This window comes from Desertimonas flava, from assembly GCF_003426815.1.
Taxonomy (GTDB): Bacteria; Actinomycetota; Acidimicrobiia; order Acidimicrobiales; family Ilumatobacteraceae; genus Desertimonas; species Desertimonas flava.
Map to the genome: position 1 here is coordinate 20,709 of NZ_QKYK01000030.1, position 16,379 is coordinate 37,087.

The following is a 16,379-nucleotide window of genomic DNA, read 5'->3' on the forward strand; positions in this document are numbered from 1 at the left end:
ACGCCAACGGGAGCTTGTGATGCACGCCTCGACGATGAACTTCCCGATCCTCACGGCGATCGTGCTGCTCCCCGTGTTCGGTGCCGTCGCCACCGTGCTGGTGTCGAAGCGCCGGCCCGAACTGGTCAAGCTCGTGGCGCTGGTCTCGGCCGTGGCCACCGGAGCGCTGACCCTGTGGCTCACCGCCTCGTTCGAGACGGGCGAAGCCGGCTTCCAGTTCGTGTCGAAGCACGAGTGGATCGATCGCTGGGGCATCTCGTGGCATCTCGGGGTGGACGGCATCTCGTTGCTGCTCGTGCTGCTCACCGGCGTGCTCTTCCCGCTCGCCATCGTGGCCGTCGACGCTCACCACGACGAGAAGGCCTACCTCGGCTGGCTCCTGCTGCTCGAGGCCGGCTGCCTCGGGTCGTTCCTCAGCCTCGACCTCTTCGTGTTCTTCATCTTCTTCGAGATCGTCCTCGTCCCGATGTACTTCCTCATCGGCGGTTGGGGTTACGGCGACCGCATCTACGCGGCGACGAAGTTCTTCCTGTTCACGATGTTCGGCTCGGCGTTCATGCTCGTGGGCATCATCGCCACCGTGGTGCTCGCCCGCGACAGCGTCGGCGAGACGACGTTCGACCTCGTGCGCATCGCCAACGAGGGCGACTTCGCCACATCGACCGCACGCTGGCTGTTCTTCGCCTTCGCCATCGCCTTCGCCGTCAAGGTGCCGATCTTCCCGTTGCACACGTGGCTACCCGACGCCCACACCCAGGCCCCGACGGCCGGCTCGGTCATCCTCGCCGGCGTCATGCTGAAGCTCGGCACCTACGGCCTGCTGCGGTTCGGTCTCTACCTCTTTCCGGAAGCGGCGGACTGGGCCCGGCCGCTGTTCCTCACGCTCGCCGTCATCGGCATCCTCTACGGCGCCGTCGTGGCGACGATGCAGAAGGACCTCAAACGCCTCGTCGCCTACTCGTCGGTGGCTCACCTCGGCTTCATCGTGCTGGGCACGTTCGCCATGACCTCGGAGGCGATCACCGGCAGCGTGCTGCAGATGATCAACCACGGCGTGTCGACCGGCGCGCTGTTCCTCCTCGTCGGTTGGATCTACGAGCGCCGCCACACCCGCGAGATCGCCGAGCTCAAGGGTCTGCAGCAGGTCGCCCCGATCTTCGCCGCCGCCTTCACGGTCGTCATGCTGTCGTCGATCGGTGTGCCCGGGCTCAACGGATTCGTCGGCGAGTACCTGGTGCTCATCGGCTCGTTCGTGTCGGCCCGTTGGTGGACGGTGGTCGCCGCCGCCGGTGTCATCCTCGCCGCCCTCTATCTGCTGTGGGCCTACCAGCGGGTGTTCCACGGCGAGCCCGACAAGGACGAGGACGGCAAGCCCAAGCCGTTCGCCGAGTTGAACTTGCGTGAAGCCCTGGTGATCTCGGTGTTCATCGGCATCATCGTCTTCACAGGCGTGTACCCCAAGCCCTTGATCGATCGGGTCGAGCCCAGCGTCGACGCCCTCCTGTCGCACCTCGAAGAGCGCGGCGTGGACATCGCCGAACCCACCGTGTTCGTCCCCGCCGAGGAGGACCACGCCACCGAGGAGGAGCACGCCACCGACTCGACGGACACCGTGCCCGCGGAGGCTGACCACTGATGATTGCCCAGACCTCGACCTTCGTCGGGCCGGACGTCGCCTGGTTCGCCCTCTCGCCGCTGATCGTGCTCGTCGCCGGTTCGCTCGTGCTGCTGCTGTTCGGCGCCCTCACGCCGCCGTGGCCGCGGCACGCCTACGCCGCCGTCGCGGTCGCCACCGCCGTGCTGGCGGGCGGGGCGGCGATGTTGCAGTGGGACGACATCACCGACAGCGCGCCGAGCACGCTCGTCGGGCGGGCCCTGGCGTTCGACACGTTCGCCCAGTTCGTCACGATCGCCATCTGTGCCTCCCTCGTCGTCGTGGTGCTCATCACGTCCGACCACCTCCACCGAGAGGGCAACGACAGCCCGGAGATCTACGCCCTCTACCTCGTCGCCGCCGCAGGCGGCGTGGTGATGGCGTCGGCCAACGACCTCATCGTCCTGTTCCTCGGTCTCGAGACGCTCTCGCTCGCCTTCTACGTGCTCGCCGCCAGCGACCGGCGCCGTACGGCGAGCCAGGAAGCCGGCATCAAGTACTTCATCCTGGGCGGCTTCTCGTCGGCGTTCTTCCTCTACGGCATCGCCCTCATTTACGGCTCGGTCGGCTCGACGAACATCGGCGAGATCGTCGACAACTTCAACGACTTCGTCCTCGTCGACGGCAGCGACGCCACGCTGCTGGCCGGGATCGCCCTGCTCCTCGTGGGGTTCGCCTTCAAGGTGGCGGCCGTGCCGTTCCACGTGTGGACGCCCGACGTGTATCAGGGCGCGCCCACGCCGTCGACCGCGTTGATGGCCTCGATCGGCAAGGTCGCCGCTGTGGCCGCCCTCGTGCGCGTGCTGGTCGTCGCCCTCGGCTACTACCGCGACGACTGGCGGCCGATCATCTGGGTCCTCGCCGTGGCATCGGTGGTGATCGGCTCGGTGCTCGCCGTCGTCCAGACCAACGTCAAGCGCATGCTGGCGTACTCGTCGATCACCCACGCCGGCTACATCCTCGTCGGCCTCGAAGCGGCGGCGCATCACGCCGGCGAGAGTGGTGACCGCCTTGGACCGGGCGTGCCGGCCATCGCGTTCTACCTGCTCGCCTACGCCGTGATCGTGTCCGGAACGTTCGGCGTCGTCGCTCTCGTGGCCCGGCGTGGCGACGGGGCCACCGATCTCGACTCGTTCCGCGGGCTCGGCAAGCGTCACCCGGCGCTGGCTCTGGCCCTCACCGTGTTCCTCGTCGCTCAGGCCGGCGTGCCGTTCACCAGTGGGTTCATCGCCAAGTTCGGCGTGATCGCCGCCGCCGTGGATTCCGAGAGCTACGCCATCGCCATCATCGCCATGGTGGCGTCGGTCATCGGCGCCTTCCTGTACCTGCGGATCATGGTCAGCGCCTGGATGCAGGACGAGGACGAGGCCATCGCCCAGCTCGAGCCGGTCACCATCCCGTGGGCCAGCGGCATCGCCATCGGCGCGGCCGCCGTGTTCACCCTCTTCGTCGGCATCCTGCCCAGCTGGCTGCTCGACGCCGCCGACGTCACGGTTGCCTTCGCTCGCTGATCCCGCCGGCGGTCGGCAGCCGCCCGTCAGCCTTCGTAGATGGGGTCACCGCACCCGTACTGGTCGCAATAACCGGGATCGGACTCGGGCTCGTAGACGGGGTCACCGCACCCGTACTGGTCGCAATAGCCGGGATCGTCGTCCCAGTACAGGTTGTCGCAGTCGTACACCTGGCAGTAGTTGGGATCGTCGAAGACCCCGTCACCGCATTCGTAGATCTGGCAGTAGTCGGCCTGGCCCTCGTACTCGGGCCAGTCGTCGGGTCCGGGCGGGCACTCGATCTCCGAGTCGCATTCGTCGTTGCCCTGTGGCGGTGCTGCCGGTGCTCCGTTCGACGCGCTGATCGAGTACTCGGCGTTGCCGATCTGTGGCGTCACGGCGATCCGATAGTCGCCGGTGAGGGCGACCGTCATGCTCCACTCGGTGCGCGGGCCAGGAGCGGTCATCAGCACACCGTCGGGTCCGTACACGTCGAACGTGGTCGGGGCGGCACCGGCGGACGGCGTGACCGTGACGCTGAGCGGTCGCCCGGCCGCCGCCGCGACCAGCCACGAGTCGCTGCTGGCGCGCAGCACGGCGCCGCGGGCCGTTCCCCGACCGTTGCGGAGCGGGAGCCGCTGGACGAGGCCGAGCGGGTCCATCGACGGAGCATCGATCCACACCTTGAGCTGGTAGTAGGCGGGGTTGCCGAGCGAGGTGACCTCCACGCTGTAGTCGCCGTCGGCGGGAAGCACACCGGACCAGAACGTGGTCGGCTGGTCAGCCGAGGCCGACACGTTGGTGAGCAACGTACGGTCGGGGGCGAACACCGAGAACACGTGGTTGTTGTCCGCCGAGTCGATCGTGATGGCGAAGGACTGGCCAGCTCCCGCGGCCAGCACCCATCGGTCCGTGACGCCCGGCGTGATGTTGCTCTCCCGCCACGCGTTGTTCGTGCCCGGCGTGAACTCGATGCGCCGGTCGACGACCGTCTGCTCGGGAGCGGCGCCGTGCTGGGCGGCATCGGCGGGTCGTGCGGCGGCGGCGTCGGTGGAGTGGAGGGCGATGCCGGACAGCGCTGCAGCGACGACGATGCCCGTGAGCCACCAGGGGCGGCGACGACGCGGCACGGATGAACGGTGGGCGCTCGATGTGGTCATGGGGCGAACGTACGGATCGGGTGTCCGATGGATGTCCGATCCGGCGGCTGCTGAGTCGGCTGCTCAGTCGGCTGCTCGGTCGGCTCCGGACGTCCGACGCCTCACTCAGCGGATCGCCGTGGCGTGGAGGGTCGGAACGAAGCCATGGCCCAGAGCGAGGACCGATGTCGGCGGGGTGAGGACGTCGACCGGGCCCGTGGGCAGTTCCGTCGGCTGGCCCCACCCGGCGAAGGAGAAGCGCTGCACGTGCCCACCCCCCAGGAGGTGGGCGTCCCCGTCGAGGACGACCACCGTTCCCGGCGGCAGCGTCGCCACGTCGGCCGTCCACAGCCGCCGGTCTGCGGCCCGGTCGAGGCCCGAGCCGCGCCGCAGGCGCTCGGCCGCGAGACGCCGGTTGAGCTCGCCGGCGCCGAGCCGTTCGTCCGCGCCGGTCGCCAGGGACACGGCGGCCTGGTACGCCCGGTAGGAGTGGCGGCGGCATTCGCCACACGGCCGGTGGCCGGCGGCCAGCGCCACGGCGTCGTCGAGGAAGAACACCGGGGTCCAGATCCCAGGCGCGGCGAGCGGGTGACGTCGCTCGCCGAAACAGAGGACGCACGTGATCCACAGCGAACCTCGATGGTGGCGGACAAGCGCTCCGCGCTGGTCGACGAGGCAGCCACGGTTGCCGGTGAACAGCCCGCGGGCATCCGTCGCGACGAGGTTCCCCCACGGATCGACGCGGTTCTGGCGGGTCATCGATCCAGTCTCCCCTGCTCGCGCCCGTCGATCCGGCGGCCCTCGGACATCACGGTGCGGCGTGCTGTGGGTCGTGACGTGGTGGCGGCGCCCGAGAAATCTTTTGTCGATCGCGTAAGAAACCCGCTCCGTGGGACTCCTGGTGGGTGGTGCTCTCTCTACGCCTGACTGATCGCCCTGCCATCGACCATGCCGCCGCCTTCGATCGGCGGCATCGTGTCGTCACGACGTGGCGTCGACCGGAACCCCCTACCGGTCGACGCCACGCCGCTGGGTTCGTCATCGCCATGGCGCTCGGGGCGTGCTGTTGGGCGATCATCGCCGCGATCGCGGTGTGGGACCCAGCCCGCAGGGCTGCCCTGGCGGTGGCGTGGCCCGTCGCGCTCGTCACCGGGGGCGCCGTCGCGCTGCGCCTCGCGATCCTCGCCTGCCGCTAGTGGCGACAGACCACTAACACCCGCTCCCCGGTAGGGTCCGGACGATGCCGGGCGAACCCAGTTCCAGCGCCGACGCGGTCCGCGCCAGGCAGCTGCGCCGGATGAAGGTCACCGCGACGGGCCTGTTCGTCGTGGCCGCCGTGGTCTTCGTCGCCGCCCGGTCGACCACCGACGGTGAGGCCGGGCAGGGATGGCTCGGTTACGTCCGGGCCGGGGCGGAGGCCGCCATGGTGGGCGCCCTCGCCGACTGGTTCGCCGTGACGGCGCTGTTCCGGCATCCGCTGCGGCTGCCGATCCCGCACACCGCCATCATCAAGAAGCGCAAGGACGACATCGGCCGCAGCCTTGGCGAGTTCGTCGAGGGCAACTTCCTGACGCGCGAGCTGATCACCGAGCGGCTGGACGGCGTCGGCGTCGGTCGTCGCGTCGGTGCCTGGCTCGCCACCCCGGCTCATGCCGAGCGGGCGGCTGCCGCGATCGGCGACGCCGCCGGCGGTGTGCTCGAAGTGCTCGACGACCGCGACGTTCAAGAGGCCGTCGGCTCGGCCGTCGAGCGGCGTCTCGCCGCCACCGACGTCGCCCCCCTCCTGGCGAAGGCGGTCGACGTCGCCGTCGAGGGCGGTCACCACCAACGGCTCCTCGACGCGGCGATGCGCGGCGTCGCCGGCTTCCTCACCGACAACCGTCGCGTGTTGCGCGATCGTCTCGACCGGGAGTCGCCCTGGTGGGTGCCGGAGTCCATCGACGACCGGGTCTTCGACAAGATCTTCACCGCCGTGCAGAGCTTCCTCGCCGACGTCACGGCGGATCCCCGACACGAGGTGCGCCGGTCCGTCGACGAGCGGGTTGCGGCGCTCGCTCACCGCCTCCGTGACGACCCGGCGCTGATCGCCAAGTGCGACGAGATCAAGCGCGAGCTCATCGCCCACCACGAGGTGCAAGCGTGGATCCACTCGCTCTGGGGGGAGGTCAAGGGGTCGATGCTCGCCGCGGCTGGTGATCCGCAGAGCGAGCTGCGCCGCCGCCTCGCCGATGGCATCGGGCGGGCCGGTGCCCGGCTCGCCGACGACGCCGAGCTCCAGGCGAAGATCGACGGGTGGATCGAGCGACTGGTCGTCCACGTCGTCGACAACTACAAGAGCGAGGTCGCCGACCTGATCAGCTCCACGGTCGAGCGCTGGGACGCCGACGAGACCAGCCGCCGCATCGAACTGCAGGTCGGACGGGACCTGCAGTTCATCCGGATCAACGGCACGGTCGTCGGCGGTCTGGCCGGCATCGCCATCCACGCCATCGGTTCGGTCCTGTAGCCGGTACGGTCGGGGCGATGACGCTCGGTAGCGACCTCGACGTGGCCCGGCTGGCGATCTCCGTGCTCGACCTCACCGACCTCGGCGACGACACGACCGCCGAGGCGGCGGCCGTCCTCTGCGAGCGAGCCCGCGCCGCGTCCGTCGCCGCGGTGTGCGTGTGGCCGAGGTTCGTGCCCGGTTGTGTGGCCGCACTCGACGGGACGCCGGTGCGCGTCGCCACCGTGGTCGACTTCCCGTCCGGCGCCGAGCCGCTCGACGACGTCGTCGAGCAGACCGCTGGCGCCCTCCGCGACGGTGCCAACGAGATCGACGTCGTCCTGCCCTACCGGGCCCTCTTGGCCGGCGACACGGCCGCCGCGGCAGATGTCCTCGACGCCGTGTGCGGGCTGGTCACCGATGCCGGCGCCCACATGAAGGTCATCATCGAGTCGGGCGAGCTGCCCGACCTCGCCGCCGTCGCCGACGCCGCCCAGTTCGCCATCGCCCACGGCGCCGACTTCGTGAAGACGTCCACCGGCAAGACTCCGGTGTCAGCCACCCCGGACGCGGCCGAGACGATCCTCGAGGCGATCCGCGCGGCGGGCGGTGCGGTCGGGTTCAAGGCGTCGGGCGGCATCCGCACGCTCGCCGATGCCCGCACGTACCTCGAGATCGCCGAGCGCGTGATGGGGGAGGGCTGGGCGACTCCGGCCACGTTCCGCTTCGGCGCCAGCGGTCTGCTCGACGCCCTCCAATCCGTCCGCTGACGGGATCTGCCAGGCGCACCCCGTCGGACTCGAGATCCGTCACGAGGCCTTGACGACCTCGTAGAGGCTCGTCCAGTTCGCGCTGCCGTAGCCGGCGGCGATCGCCCGGTCGTAGTGCGACTTGACCGCCCGCGGCAGCCCGCTGTCCACCCCGAGGGCCTCGCTCGTCGCCACGATGTGGTCGGCGGTCGCGCCCATCATGAGCACCGTGCTCAGGTCCCCCGGATGGTCGCCGGTGTCGAGTGAGTGGGCGAGCGCCTCGCCGCCGCCGATCATCTCGGCGGTCGACGTGAGCGTCGGCAGCACCTCGGGGACGAAGTCCGCGGCGCTCATCCCGGCGGACGTGACGAGCGCCGTGGCGTGGAGGAGGGACGAGAGCGTGGTCAAGAAGACGTCGAGGTGCGCCTGGTACAGGAGCTGGGCGAGCCCCGGGTCGGCCCCGACGTATCTCGTCGCCCCGATCACCGACAGCATCGAGGAGAAGCGGTCGAAGGCCTCTCGAGGTCCACTGACATACAGGTAGGCGTCGTCGGTCCCGATCATGGGCGGGGGCACCATGACGCCGCCGGTCAGCAGCGTCGCCCCGTGGGACTCGGCCCACTCGGCTGCACGGCGCGACTCGTCGGGCGTGTCCGAGCTGAGATTGACGATCGTCGTTCCGGCGAGCGCGGCGGTGTGGTCGCCGAGGATGTCGTACATCGCGCCGTAGCGCGTGAGACTGAGGACCACGACGTCCGCGGACCGGAGTGCGTCGTCGGGCGTCGCGGCCAGCGAGGCACCGGCGGCCACGACGTCGGCGGCTCGCGATTCGGTCCGGTTCCAGACGGCCACGGGATGATCGGAGCGCAGCAGGGCGCGGACCATCGCCTGGCCCATCGGGCCGAGGCCGATCACGGCCACGGGGAGCCGGGTGGGGGTGGGGGATGCGGTCATGAGTCCTCCGTTTCGGTTCAGCGCGCGACGCGCAGTTCTTCGAAGATTCGATCGAAGCCGTGGCGGCCGTAGCCGGCGTCGATCTGGTTGCGGATCAGGGTCTGGACCGCGTCGAGCAGCCCGGTGGGCACACCCTGCTCGCTGGTGGCTCGGACGATCCCGCCGAGGTCGGAGAACTCGAGGCTCTGCAGCCCTGGCCGCTCGTAGTCACGGGCGTCGACGATCTCGGCTGTGGTGCTGAAGCTCTCCGTCATCGCGGCGAGGAACGGCTGGGCTCTGGCGGCGAACTCGGTGGCCGTGATGCCCGATGTCTCCACCATCGCCGCCCCGTGGAGGAACCCGCCGAACATGATGTACATGCCGGCGAGCATCGCCATGTCGAGCAACGACGCCCGGCCGGCATCCGACCCATGGAACGACGATTCGCCCCATCGGTCGAGCACAGGGCGAGACCGCCCGAAGAGCCCTTCGTCGCCGCTGTAGAGGATCGCCGCTCCGGGCCCACCGATCATCGGCGGAGTGGCCATGATGCCCCCGTCGAGGAAGCGAACGCCGTGGTGGCCCGCCCACGAGGAGAGCTCCCTGGCCTGGTTCGGGGTCGTCGTCGTGAGGTTGAGGAGCGATCCCCCGCGCATCGACCCGATCACCGGGTCGAGCGTTTCGTGCACCGAGTCGGCGTCGAGCAGGCAGGCCACGATCAGCGAGTCGCCTGCGGCGACGGCGGTCGCCACGTCGGGGGCGACGAACGCCCCGGCTGCGGCCAGATCGCCGGCTCGTCCGGGCGTGCGGTTCCAGACGGTGACGGGATGGTGGGCACGCAGCAAGGTCTTGGCCAGCACCCCGCCCATGGCCCCGAGACCGAGCACCGTCACCGACGTGAGTGGTTCCGAGTTCATGCCGCCATCGTCAGGCGGTGCTGCGCAGTTGACAAGTACCTACCTTTCGGTCTGATACTTACCAACAGCTCAGTATTGGACCGATGCTGGAGAAGGAGTCGCCTGTGACGTCCGTTACATCGCCCCCTACGCCCGCTCCGCCCGCCGATCCCAAGCGGTGCGGACCGTACATCTGCGGCCTCGACGCAGCGATGGACGTGGTGACCGGCAAGTGGAAGTGCCTGATCCTGTGGGAGCTCCACGCCCACGGCACCCGGCGCTTCGGCGAGTTGCGGCGCGGCCTGCCGGGGGTCAGCGAGAAGATGCTGATCCAACACCTACGCGAGATGGAGGCCGACGGCCTGGTCCATCGCGAGGTCTATCGGGAGGTGCCGCCGAAGGTGGAGTACTCGCTCACCGACGACGGCCGCTCACTGAACGAGGCGCTCTCCCCGCTCGGCGCGTGGGGCACCGCCCGCATCGAGCGCATCGGTGCCGAGCGCGTGCCCCTCGCCTGACGGGATGTGCCCAGGCACATCCCGTCAGGCCCGAGATAGTGCCTGGCACTATCTCGGGCGGTGTTAGCCGAGGGGGAGGGAGTAGATGATCGAGACGTCGGTGGAGCCGTCGCTGCCCTCGTAGTAGCTCACCTGCACGCTCCCGCCGTCGGCGGTGTCGTAGTACTGGTAGCTGTCCGAGCTGCCCTCGGCGTCGAGCGTGGCCCCGGCGGCGAGGACGGCGGCGTCGACCGACGCCTTCACCGTCGCCTCGTCGCCGGGATAACCGACCCGGATCATGAAGTTGACGTCGTCGCTGAACCAGCCGAGGCTGATCGACAGCGCCGGGGAGACCTCACCGCCGGCAGGCAGCCCGACAGCGGCCACGACGGCGGCGTTGATCTCCACGCCGACGGGGGCGTCGGTCGGCGTGTTGATCGTCAGCTGGACGTAATCGGTCTCGCCGTCCACCACGTGGACGTCGAACCCGGTGGACCGTTCGGCGTCGGGCACTTCGTAGGCCACCGCCGTCGTCACCTCACCGTCCTCGGTGGTCGTCGCGTTGGCCGTCTCCACCATGCCGAGCGCAGCCGCGGCGTTGGCGTAGAGGGCGAGCGACTCGGCGGGCGGCGTGGCCGTGGTGAACAGGATCCGGCCCGTGGCGACCGTGCCGGCGCTGAGGTCGAGCGTGTCCATGTCGAACGCTTCGACGACCGCATCGGGCGGCGTGGGGATGCCCGACAGGACGGGGATGAACGGGCTCAGCTCGGCCGGGGCATCGGTGGTGGGACCGAAGATGCCGCGGATCAACTCGCCGATCTGGGCCATCGTCGCCCCCGCCGGCACGGCGGGTGCGAAGATCGGCGCAGCGGTCGACACCGGGGTCGTCGGTCCGGCCGGGGCCGTGGTGGCCGGCGCGGCGGTGGTGGCCGACGGATCGGGTGCGGCGGGCTCGGGAATCGGCGGCGTGTCGGCCGAGAACGTGGCCGTCGCCGAGACCATGGCGAGGTCGTCGACCTGGCGGAACGAGAGGTCGGCGTCGGTGTAGCCGCCGGCCGCCGGATCGGCGTCGAGGTACACGTACTGGGGGTCGGTGTTCTCGGCGGAGTCGAACGTGAAGCCGTTGGCCGGCATCGTGGCGACCATCTGCTCGCGCATCGCCGCGGCATCGCCGCCCGGGAAGTCATACGACACACCGATCGAACCGGACCCCCACTCGGTGTCGTAACGGAACGTGCCGTACGAGAACTCGCCGCCGGTGGGGACCGAGACGACCGTCGCCCACGTGCGCGTGAACTCGCTCGCTTCGAGAGCGATCGCGTCCTCGAAGTGGATGCGTGCCGTGTCGACGTCGCGACGGTCGGTCACGGTCAACGACAAGTAGACGTCGGAGTCGTCGGCAGGACTCCGGAACGTGAGATCGCGCTCGCTGATCTCGCCGTTGGACGCCGTGGTGTCCGAGTCGAGCTGGAGGCCGGCGGCGGTCGCTGCCGCTTGCCACGTGGCGACGGCGTCGGCGGCCGGAACGGCGAGCTGGAGCTCGATCGATGCGACGTAGTCGTCGTCGAAGTACTGGATGTCGAACGACTCGAGGAAGGACCCGGCGGGCGTGGGCATGGCGACCGAGAACGGGGCGAGCCCGGCGAGGCGGCCGAACGCATCGTCCGTCGGGCCGATGATCGCCTCTGCCGCGGCCTGGAAGTCCTGGACGGCGGCGCCGCCGGCCAGGGAGGGCGCCGGCGCGGGGGCCGTGGTCGCGCCCGCTGCGGTGGTCGCGGCCGGCCCCGAGGTCGGCGGCGCAGTGGGAGCGGCGGCCGTCGTCACCGCCGGCGCGGTGGTGGCGGCCGACGTGGCCGGTGCCGTAGACGGCGGCGATGGTGTGGTCGTCGCGGCGACTGCGGTCGGACCGCCCACCACGATCGATCCGACGAGCAGGGTCAGGGCGCGCGTGTGTCGCATGGAGGCTGTGCCTTTCGTCAGGGATTCCACCGGCCCTCGGCCGCGCGGTCGACCCTAACCGCGTACTGGGATGGGATCCACGCGCCCCATCGCACGGCACTCACGCCCGGCCACGGCAGTACATTCGCGACCGCGATGGCTGTCACCCCCCCACCCAACGGTCACGTCGACTGGACGCGTCTCGACGCCATCCTGTTCGACCTCGACGGAGTCCTCACGCCGACCGCTGTCATCCACGAGCGAGCGTGGGCCGAGATGTTCAACGGCTTCCTGTCGCGGCGGGCCGCGGCCACCGGCGAACCACTGGCGCCGTTCAGCGCCGACGATTATCTCGCCTACGTCGACGGCAAGCCCCGGTTCGACGGCGTGAGGTCGTTCGTCGAGTCGCGAGGCATCGAGTTGCCCGAGGGCTCGCTCGACGATCCACCGGGCGACGACACCATCTGCGCGCTCGGGAACTCCAAGAACGCGGCGTTCCAGCACGTGTTGCGCAGCGACGGCATCGCCGCCTATCCCGGATCGTTGCGCTTCCTCGACGAGGCCGTGGCGGCCGGAAAGGCCGTCGCCGTCGTCTCGTCGTCGCGCAATGCCCCCGAGGTTCTCGCCGCCGCCCATCTCAGCGATCGGTTCGCCGTCGTGATCGACGGGGCCGTGGCCGCCGCCGAAGGCCTCGCTGGCAAGCCGCAGCCCGACACGTTCGTCGCGGCAGCCGGGCACCTCGGTGTCGTCGTCGACCGATCCGTCGTGGTCGAGGACGCCTTGTCCGGCGTCGCCGCCGGCCGAGCGGGCGCGTTCGGCGCCGTCGTCGGGGTCGACCGGGGCGCCGGCCACGACGCCTTGCTGGCAGCCGGGGCCGATGTCGTGGTCACCGACCTCGTCGAGCTCCTGCCGGTGTCGCCGTCGAACCCGGCGCCGACCTCCCCCTCGTCGATCGAGAGGACCCCATGACGCCGCGATCCGTCCCCGACCAGCTGCCTCAGCACCGCTTTCCCGTCGACGAGTGGCGCTTCATCGAGCGGGAGTACGACGAGTCCCAGCTCCCGTTGACCGCCACCCTGTTCGCGCTCGGCAACGGCTATCTCGGTCTTCGCGGCGATCACGAGGAGGGGCGCGACGCCAACGACCCCGGCACCTACGTGAACGGTTTCCACGAGACGTGGAGCATCCATCACGCCGAGGACGCCTTCGGCTTCGCCACCACCGGCCAGACGATCGTCAACGTCCCCGACGCGAAGATCATGTCGCTGTACGTCGACGACGAGCCCTTCGATCTCGCCTTCGCCGACCTCGAGCACTACGAGCGTGTGCTCGATCTCCGCGCCGGCACGCTCGTCCGTGACGTCACGTGGCGGACCTCGTCGGGCAAGTTGATCCGCGTCCGGTCCGAACGGCTCGTCTCGCTGGCCCATCGGCACATCGCCGCCATCCGCTTCGAGGTGACGATGCTGCACGGCTCGGCACCCGTGCTGGTGACGTCGCGCCTGCTCAACCGCCAGGACGCCGAGTTCGACGCCGATCCCGGCGCCTTCACCGAAGGGATGGGCACCGACCGGCCCGAGCGCGATCCGCGCCGTCACCGCACGTTCAACCACCGGGTGCTCCAGTCGCGGGTGTTCAGCGGCACCGAACGTCAGCTGACACTGGGGTACCAGTGCACCAACAGCCAGATGTCGATCGCGTGCGCCGCCCGTCACGAGGTGGAGTCGGACGCCGACCTCGACACGGATGTCGAGGTCGCCCCGTCCGACGCCGCCCTCATCGTGACCGGCACGCTCGGCGCCGGCGAATCGTTGCGCATCACCAAGTTCGTCGCCTACCACACGTCCCGCTACGCCCCCGGCCGGGACGCCGAGGTGCTCGACGACGCCGACGAGCTCGTCGTCCGGTGCAATCGCAGCCTCGATCGAGTCGAGCACCAGGGCTTCGACGCGCTGGTGAGCGAACAGAGCGACTGGCTCGACACGTTCTGGGACGCGACCGACGTCAAGCTCCACGCCGCCGGACCGGCCGCCGCCACCCAGATCGTCTCCGACCAGCAGGCGCTGCGCTGGAACCTCTTCCAGCTCGCCCAGGCATCGGCCCAGAGCGGCGAGCACGGCATCGCCGCCAAGGGGGTGACCGGTGGCGGCTACGAGGGCCACTACTTCTGGGACACCGAGATGTACGTCGCGCCGTTCCTGTCGTACACGGCGCCCGAGAAGGCGAGGCAGCTCCTGCGCTTCCGGTGGCGCATGCTTCCGGTGGCGCGGCAACGGGCCACGGCACTCAACCAGGTCGGCGCGTTGTACCCGTGGCGCACCATCAACGGCGAGGAGGCGTCGGCCTACTACGCCGCGGGCACGGCCCAGTACCACATCAACGCCGCGGTCGCCTTCGCCGTCAAGCGCTACGTCGACGCGAGCGGCGACGTCGGGTTCCTCGCCGGTGACGGTGCCGAGGTGCTCGTCGAGACGGCCCGGCTGTGGAACGATCTCGGCTTCTACACGAGCCGGCTCAACGGCCACGGCCGGGCCAAGCGCGTGTTCCGCATCCACGGCGTCACCGGGCCCGACGAGTACACGGCGGTCGTCAACGACAACCTCTACACGAACGTCATGGCCCGCTTCAATCTCCGGTACGCCGCTCGCGTGCTGGAGCTGCTCGGCGAGGTGGCGCCCGACGCGTTGGCCGCCGTGCGGCGCCGCGTCGACCTCGCCGACGGCGAGACCGACGAGTGGATCGAAGCGGCCGAATCGATGTACCTGCCCTACGACGCCGAGCTCGGCATCCACCCGCAGGACTCCGACTTCCTCGAGCGCGAGCCCTGGGACTTCGCCAACACGCCGCCCGACAAGTACCCCCTGCTGCTGCACTTCCACCCGCTCGTCATCTACCGCCACCAGGTGCTCAAGCAGGCCGACGTCGTGCTGGCGGTCGCCCTGCGCAACGACCAGTTCTCCGCCGACGTCCGGCGGCGCAACTTCGACTACTACGACCCGATCACCACCGGTGACTCGTCCCTGTCGGCGTGTGTGCAGGCGATGGCCGCGGCGCAGATCGGCTACGAGGACCTCGCCGTCCGGTACTTCCGCGAGGCGCTGTACGTCGATCTCGCCGACCTTCACGGCAACACCCGCGACGGCGTGCACGTGGCATCGTGCGGCGGGGTGTGGGGCACGGTGGCGTTCGGCTTTGCCGGGCTGTTCGAGACGGGCACCGCGCTGAGCTTCGACCCCATCCTCCCTCCCACCTGGGACGGCCTGACGTTCCGCATCCAGCGCCACGGCTCGCGACTCCGCGTCGATCTCGACCCCGACGGCTGCACGGTCACCGTGGTCGACGGGCATCCCGTGCCGATCCACGTCACGGCCGGGTTCACCGGTCTGTCGCCCGAGCCGTCGGGTCCGGAGGAGATCGCCGCCCTGGCGGCGGCGGCCGAGGAGGCGCTCGCTGCGGACGGGTCGCTCGTCGTCAACGACGACGACTCCGACCGCGTCGTGCTCGTCGAGGCCGGCCAGTCGATCTACATCGCCGGCACCAAGCCGACCCTCACCCCTCCGTAACCCGGCGCGTCACAGATGGTGCCAGGCACCATCTGTTACGGCCTGGCAGGGTCAGGCGCCGGCGACGGCGACGGCTTCCTCGCGGCGCTCGGACAGGCGCTTGGCGACGCGCTCGCTCTTGGTCATGCGCGCCATCAGCCGCTCGCGCGACTGCTCGGCCTCGGCGTCGAGGCCCTCGAGGCGATCGACCTGCCAGTGGCGGATGATCATCGGCACGAGGATCTGCTCATGGTGGATCACCAGGTCGTACACGCCGGCCTTGGCGATCGCCGCGGCGTGGCCGGCGAACCCGGGAATGCCCAGGCCGGGCATGGCGAATCCGCAGACCTGCTTCTCGATGGCCGGCACGAGGGTATTCGGGCTCATCTCGATGGCCGCCGTGGCGAGGTCCCGATAGAAGAGGTGGTGGAGGTTCTCGTCGGCCGCCACCCGCATCATCACGTTGTACCCGACCGGGTCGCCGAGCATCTTGCCGGTGTTGCGGTGGGCGATGCGCGTGGCGAGCTCCTGGAGGGTGAGGTACACGAACCCCTCGACGGTGGAATCGGGATCGGGCGTGATGCCGCCCGAGACCTGGGCCATCCGGGAACGCTCGAGCTCGATCGGATCGACGGCACGCGTGGTCATGAGATAGCCGTAGATCGCCATCGAATGGCGGCCTTCTTCGGCCGTCCAGCGCTTCGACCAGGTGCCCCACGCTCCATCCGTACCGAACATCCGCTCGACCGAGCGGAAGTAATACGGCAGGTTGTCCTCGGTGAGGAGGTTGACGATCAGTGAGCTGCGCGCCGCGTCGTCGAGCCGGGCGCCCCCCAGGTCGGCGTCGGCCTCCGACCAGACCTCGTCGGGGGCGAAGTCCCGCCCGCGCGAGTAGGGGATCGTCTCGTGGGGGAACCACTCCTTGGTGGTGGTGAGGTGGCGTTCGAGCAGCGACGCGACCGTCGGTTCGAGTTCGCGAAGCAGTTCGGCGTCGTCCATGACCGTCAGCCTACCTACCAGTAGGTAGACGCGCCAGGCGCGCCCCTGTGAATGGTG

General features: G+C 69.9%; 14 protein-coding genes. 8 read left to right on the top strand and 6 right to left on the bottom strand.

Going from position 1 to position 16,379, the window contains the following annotated elements:
* Positions 1-19 precede the first annotated feature (19 nt).
* Complete coding sequence (locus DN771_RS23725) at positions 20-1,636, top strand: NADH-quinone oxidoreductase subunit M (protein WP_117000055.1); 1,617 nt, start codon at positions 20-22, stop codon at positions 1,634-1,636.
* On the top strand, positions 1,636-3,165 hold the full coding sequence (locus DN771_RS23730) for an NADH-quinone oxidoreductase subunit N (protein WP_117000056.1): 1,530 nt from the start codon (positions 1,636-1,638) through the stop codon (positions 3,163-3,165). Before DN771_RS23725 ends, DN771_RS23730 begins: the two co-directional genes overlap by 1 nt.
* A 26-nt stretch (positions 3,166-3,191) precedes the next feature.
* Here the strand turns inward: DN771_RS23730 and DN771_RS23735 are convergent, their stop codons facing one another.
* On the bottom strand, positions 3,192-4,304 hold the full coding sequence (locus DN771_RS23735) for a hypothetical protein (RefSeq protein ID WP_117000057.1): 1,113 nt from the start codon (positions 4,302-4,304) through the stop codon (positions 3,192-3,194).
* Positions 4,305-4,409: 105 nt separating this feature from the next.
* Entirely contained in the window at positions 4,410-5,042 is a 633-nt protein-coding gene (locus tag DN771_RS23740; protein ID WP_117000058.1) for a hypothetical protein, read from the bottom strand.
* Between the two features lie 287 nt (positions 5,043-5,329).
* Here DN771_RS23740 and DN771_RS29795 point away from each other — a divergent pair, with 287 nt between their 5' ends.
* The 3 genes from DN771_RS29795 to deoC are packed head-to-tail and all read left to right on the top strand — an operon-like array spanning position 5,330 to position 7,538.
* Entirely contained in the window at positions 5,330-5,479 is a 150-nt protein-coding gene (locus DN771_RS29795; RefSeq protein ID WP_162942340.1) for a hypothetical protein, read from the top strand.
* Positions 5,480-5,523: 44 nt separating this feature from the next.
* On the top strand, positions 5,524-6,789 hold the full coding sequence (locus DN771_RS23745; RefSeq protein ID WP_117000059.1) for a DUF445 domain-containing protein: 1,266 nt from the start codon (positions 5,524-5,526) through the stop codon (positions 6,787-6,789).
* Between the two features lie 17 nt (positions 6,790-6,806).
* A complete protein-coding gene (deoC, locus tag DN771_RS23750) occupies positions 6,807-7,538 on the top strand; it encodes a deoxyribose-phosphate aldolase (RefSeq protein ID WP_117000060.1) in 732 nt (243 codons plus the stop codon).
* A gap of 39 nt (positions 7,539-7,577) precedes the next feature.
* Here deoC and DN771_RS23755 read toward each other — a convergent pair whose 3' ends face one another.
* Positions 7,578-8,471, bottom strand: coding sequence for an NAD(P)-dependent oxidoreductase (locus DN771_RS23755; RefSeq protein ID WP_117000061.1), 894 nt, complete (start codon positions 8,469-8,471; stop codon positions 7,578-7,580).
* A 17-nt stretch (positions 8,472-8,488) separates the two neighbouring features.
* The gene (locus DN771_RS23760; RefSeq protein WP_117000062.1) at positions 8,489-9,367 is read right to left on the bottom strand and encodes an NAD(P)-dependent oxidoreductase; all 879 of its coding nucleotides are present in this window, start codon (positions 9,365-9,367) and stop codon (positions 8,489-8,491) included.
* Positions 9,368-9,558: 191 nt separating this feature from the next.
* Here DN771_RS23760 and DN771_RS23765 point away from each other — a divergent pair, with 191 nt between their 5' ends.
* Complete coding sequence (locus DN771_RS23765) at positions 9,559-9,864, top strand: winged helix-turn-helix transcriptional regulator (RefSeq protein WP_205528745.1); 306 nt, start codon at positions 9,559-9,561, stop codon at positions 9,862-9,864.
* A gap of 63 nt (positions 9,865-9,927) precedes the next feature.
* On the opposite strand, the gene DN771_RS23770 is transcribed toward DN771_RS23765, so the two are convergent.
* Complete coding sequence (locus tag DN771_RS23770; RefSeq protein ID WP_117000064.1) at positions 9,928-11,802, bottom strand: hypothetical protein; 1,875 nt, start codon at positions 11,800-11,802, stop codon at positions 9,928-9,930.
* Between the two features lie 135 nt (positions 11,803-11,937).
* Here DN771_RS23770 and DN771_RS23775 point away from each other — a divergent pair, with 135 nt between their 5' ends.
* Positions 11,938-12,750 carry an HAD-IA family hydrolase gene (locus DN771_RS23775; RefSeq protein ID WP_117000065.1) on the top strand — a complete coding sequence of 271 codons (813 nt, stop codon included), beginning with the start codon at positions 11,938-11,940 and terminating at the stop codon, positions 12,748-12,750.
* Complete coding sequence (locus tag DN771_RS23780; RefSeq protein WP_117000066.1) at positions 12,747-15,344, top strand: glycoside hydrolase family 65 protein; 2,598 nt, start codon at positions 12,747-12,749, stop codon at positions 15,342-15,344. The genes DN771_RS23775 and DN771_RS23780 overlap by 4 nt, the downstream gene beginning before the upstream one ends.
* Positions 15,345-15,395: 51 nt before the next feature.
* Here the strand turns inward: DN771_RS23780 and DN771_RS23785 are convergent, their stop codons facing one another.
* The gene (locus DN771_RS23785; RefSeq protein ID WP_117000067.1) at positions 15,396-16,322 is read right to left on the bottom strand and encodes an acyl-ACP desaturase; all 927 of its coding nucleotides are present in this window, start codon (positions 16,320-16,322) and stop codon (positions 15,396-15,398) included.
* Positions 16,323-16,379 lie beyond the last annotated feature (57 nt).

Coding starts and splice junctions, on each gene's coding strand:
- DN771_RS23740 (WP_117000058.1), bottom strand. CDS start 5,042: ATGACCCGCCAGAACCGCGTCGATCCGTGGGGGAACCTCGTCGCGACG.
- DN771_RS23780 (WP_117000066.1), top strand. CDS start 12,747: ATGACGCCGCGATCCGTCCCCGACCAGCTGCCTCAGCACCGCTTTCCC.
- DN771_RS23760 (WP_117000062.1), bottom strand. CDS start 9,367: ATGAACTCGGAACCACTCACGTCGGTGACGGTGCTCGGTCTCGGGGCC.
- DN771_RS23775 (WP_117000065.1), top strand. CDS start 11,938: ATGGCTGTCACCCCCCCACCCAACGGTCACGTCGACTGGACGCGTCTC.
- DN771_RS23785 (WP_117000067.1), bottom strand. CDS start 16,322: ATGGACGACGCCGAACTGCTTCGCGAACTCGAACCGACGGTCGCGTCG.
- DN771_RS23765 (WP_205528745.1), top strand. CDS start 9,559: ATGGACGTGGTGACCGGCAAGTGGAAGTGCCTGATCCTGTGGGAGCTC.
- DN771_RS23730 (WP_117000056.1), top strand. CDS start 1,636: ATGATTGCCCAGACCTCGACCTTCGTCGGGCCGGACGTCGCCTGGTTC.
- DN771_RS23735 (WP_117000057.1), bottom strand. CDS start 4,304: ATGACCACATCGAGCGCCCACCGTTCATCCGTGCCGCGTCGTCGCCGC.
- DN771_RS23755 (WP_117000061.1), bottom strand. CDS start 8,471: ATGACCGCATCCCCCACCCCCACCCGGCTCCCCGTGGCCGTGATCGGC.
- DN771_RS29795 (WP_162942340.1), top strand. CDS start 5,330: ATGGCGCTCGGGGCGTGCTGTTGGGCGATCATCGCCGCGATCGCGGTG.
- DN771_RS23745 (WP_117000059.1), top strand. CDS start 5,524: ATGCCGGGCGAACCCAGTTCCAGCGCCGACGCGGTCCGCGCCAGGCAG.
- deoC (WP_117000060.1), top strand. CDS start 6,807: ATGACGCTCGGTAGCGACCTCGACGTGGCCCGGCTGGCGATCTCCGTG.
- DN771_RS23725 (WP_117000055.1), top strand. CDS start 20: ATGCACGCCTCGACGATGAACTTCCCGATCCTCACGGCGATCGTGCTG.
- DN771_RS23770 (WP_117000064.1), bottom strand. CDS start 11,802: ATGCGACACACGCGCGCCCTGACCCTGCTCGTCGGATCGATCGTGGTG.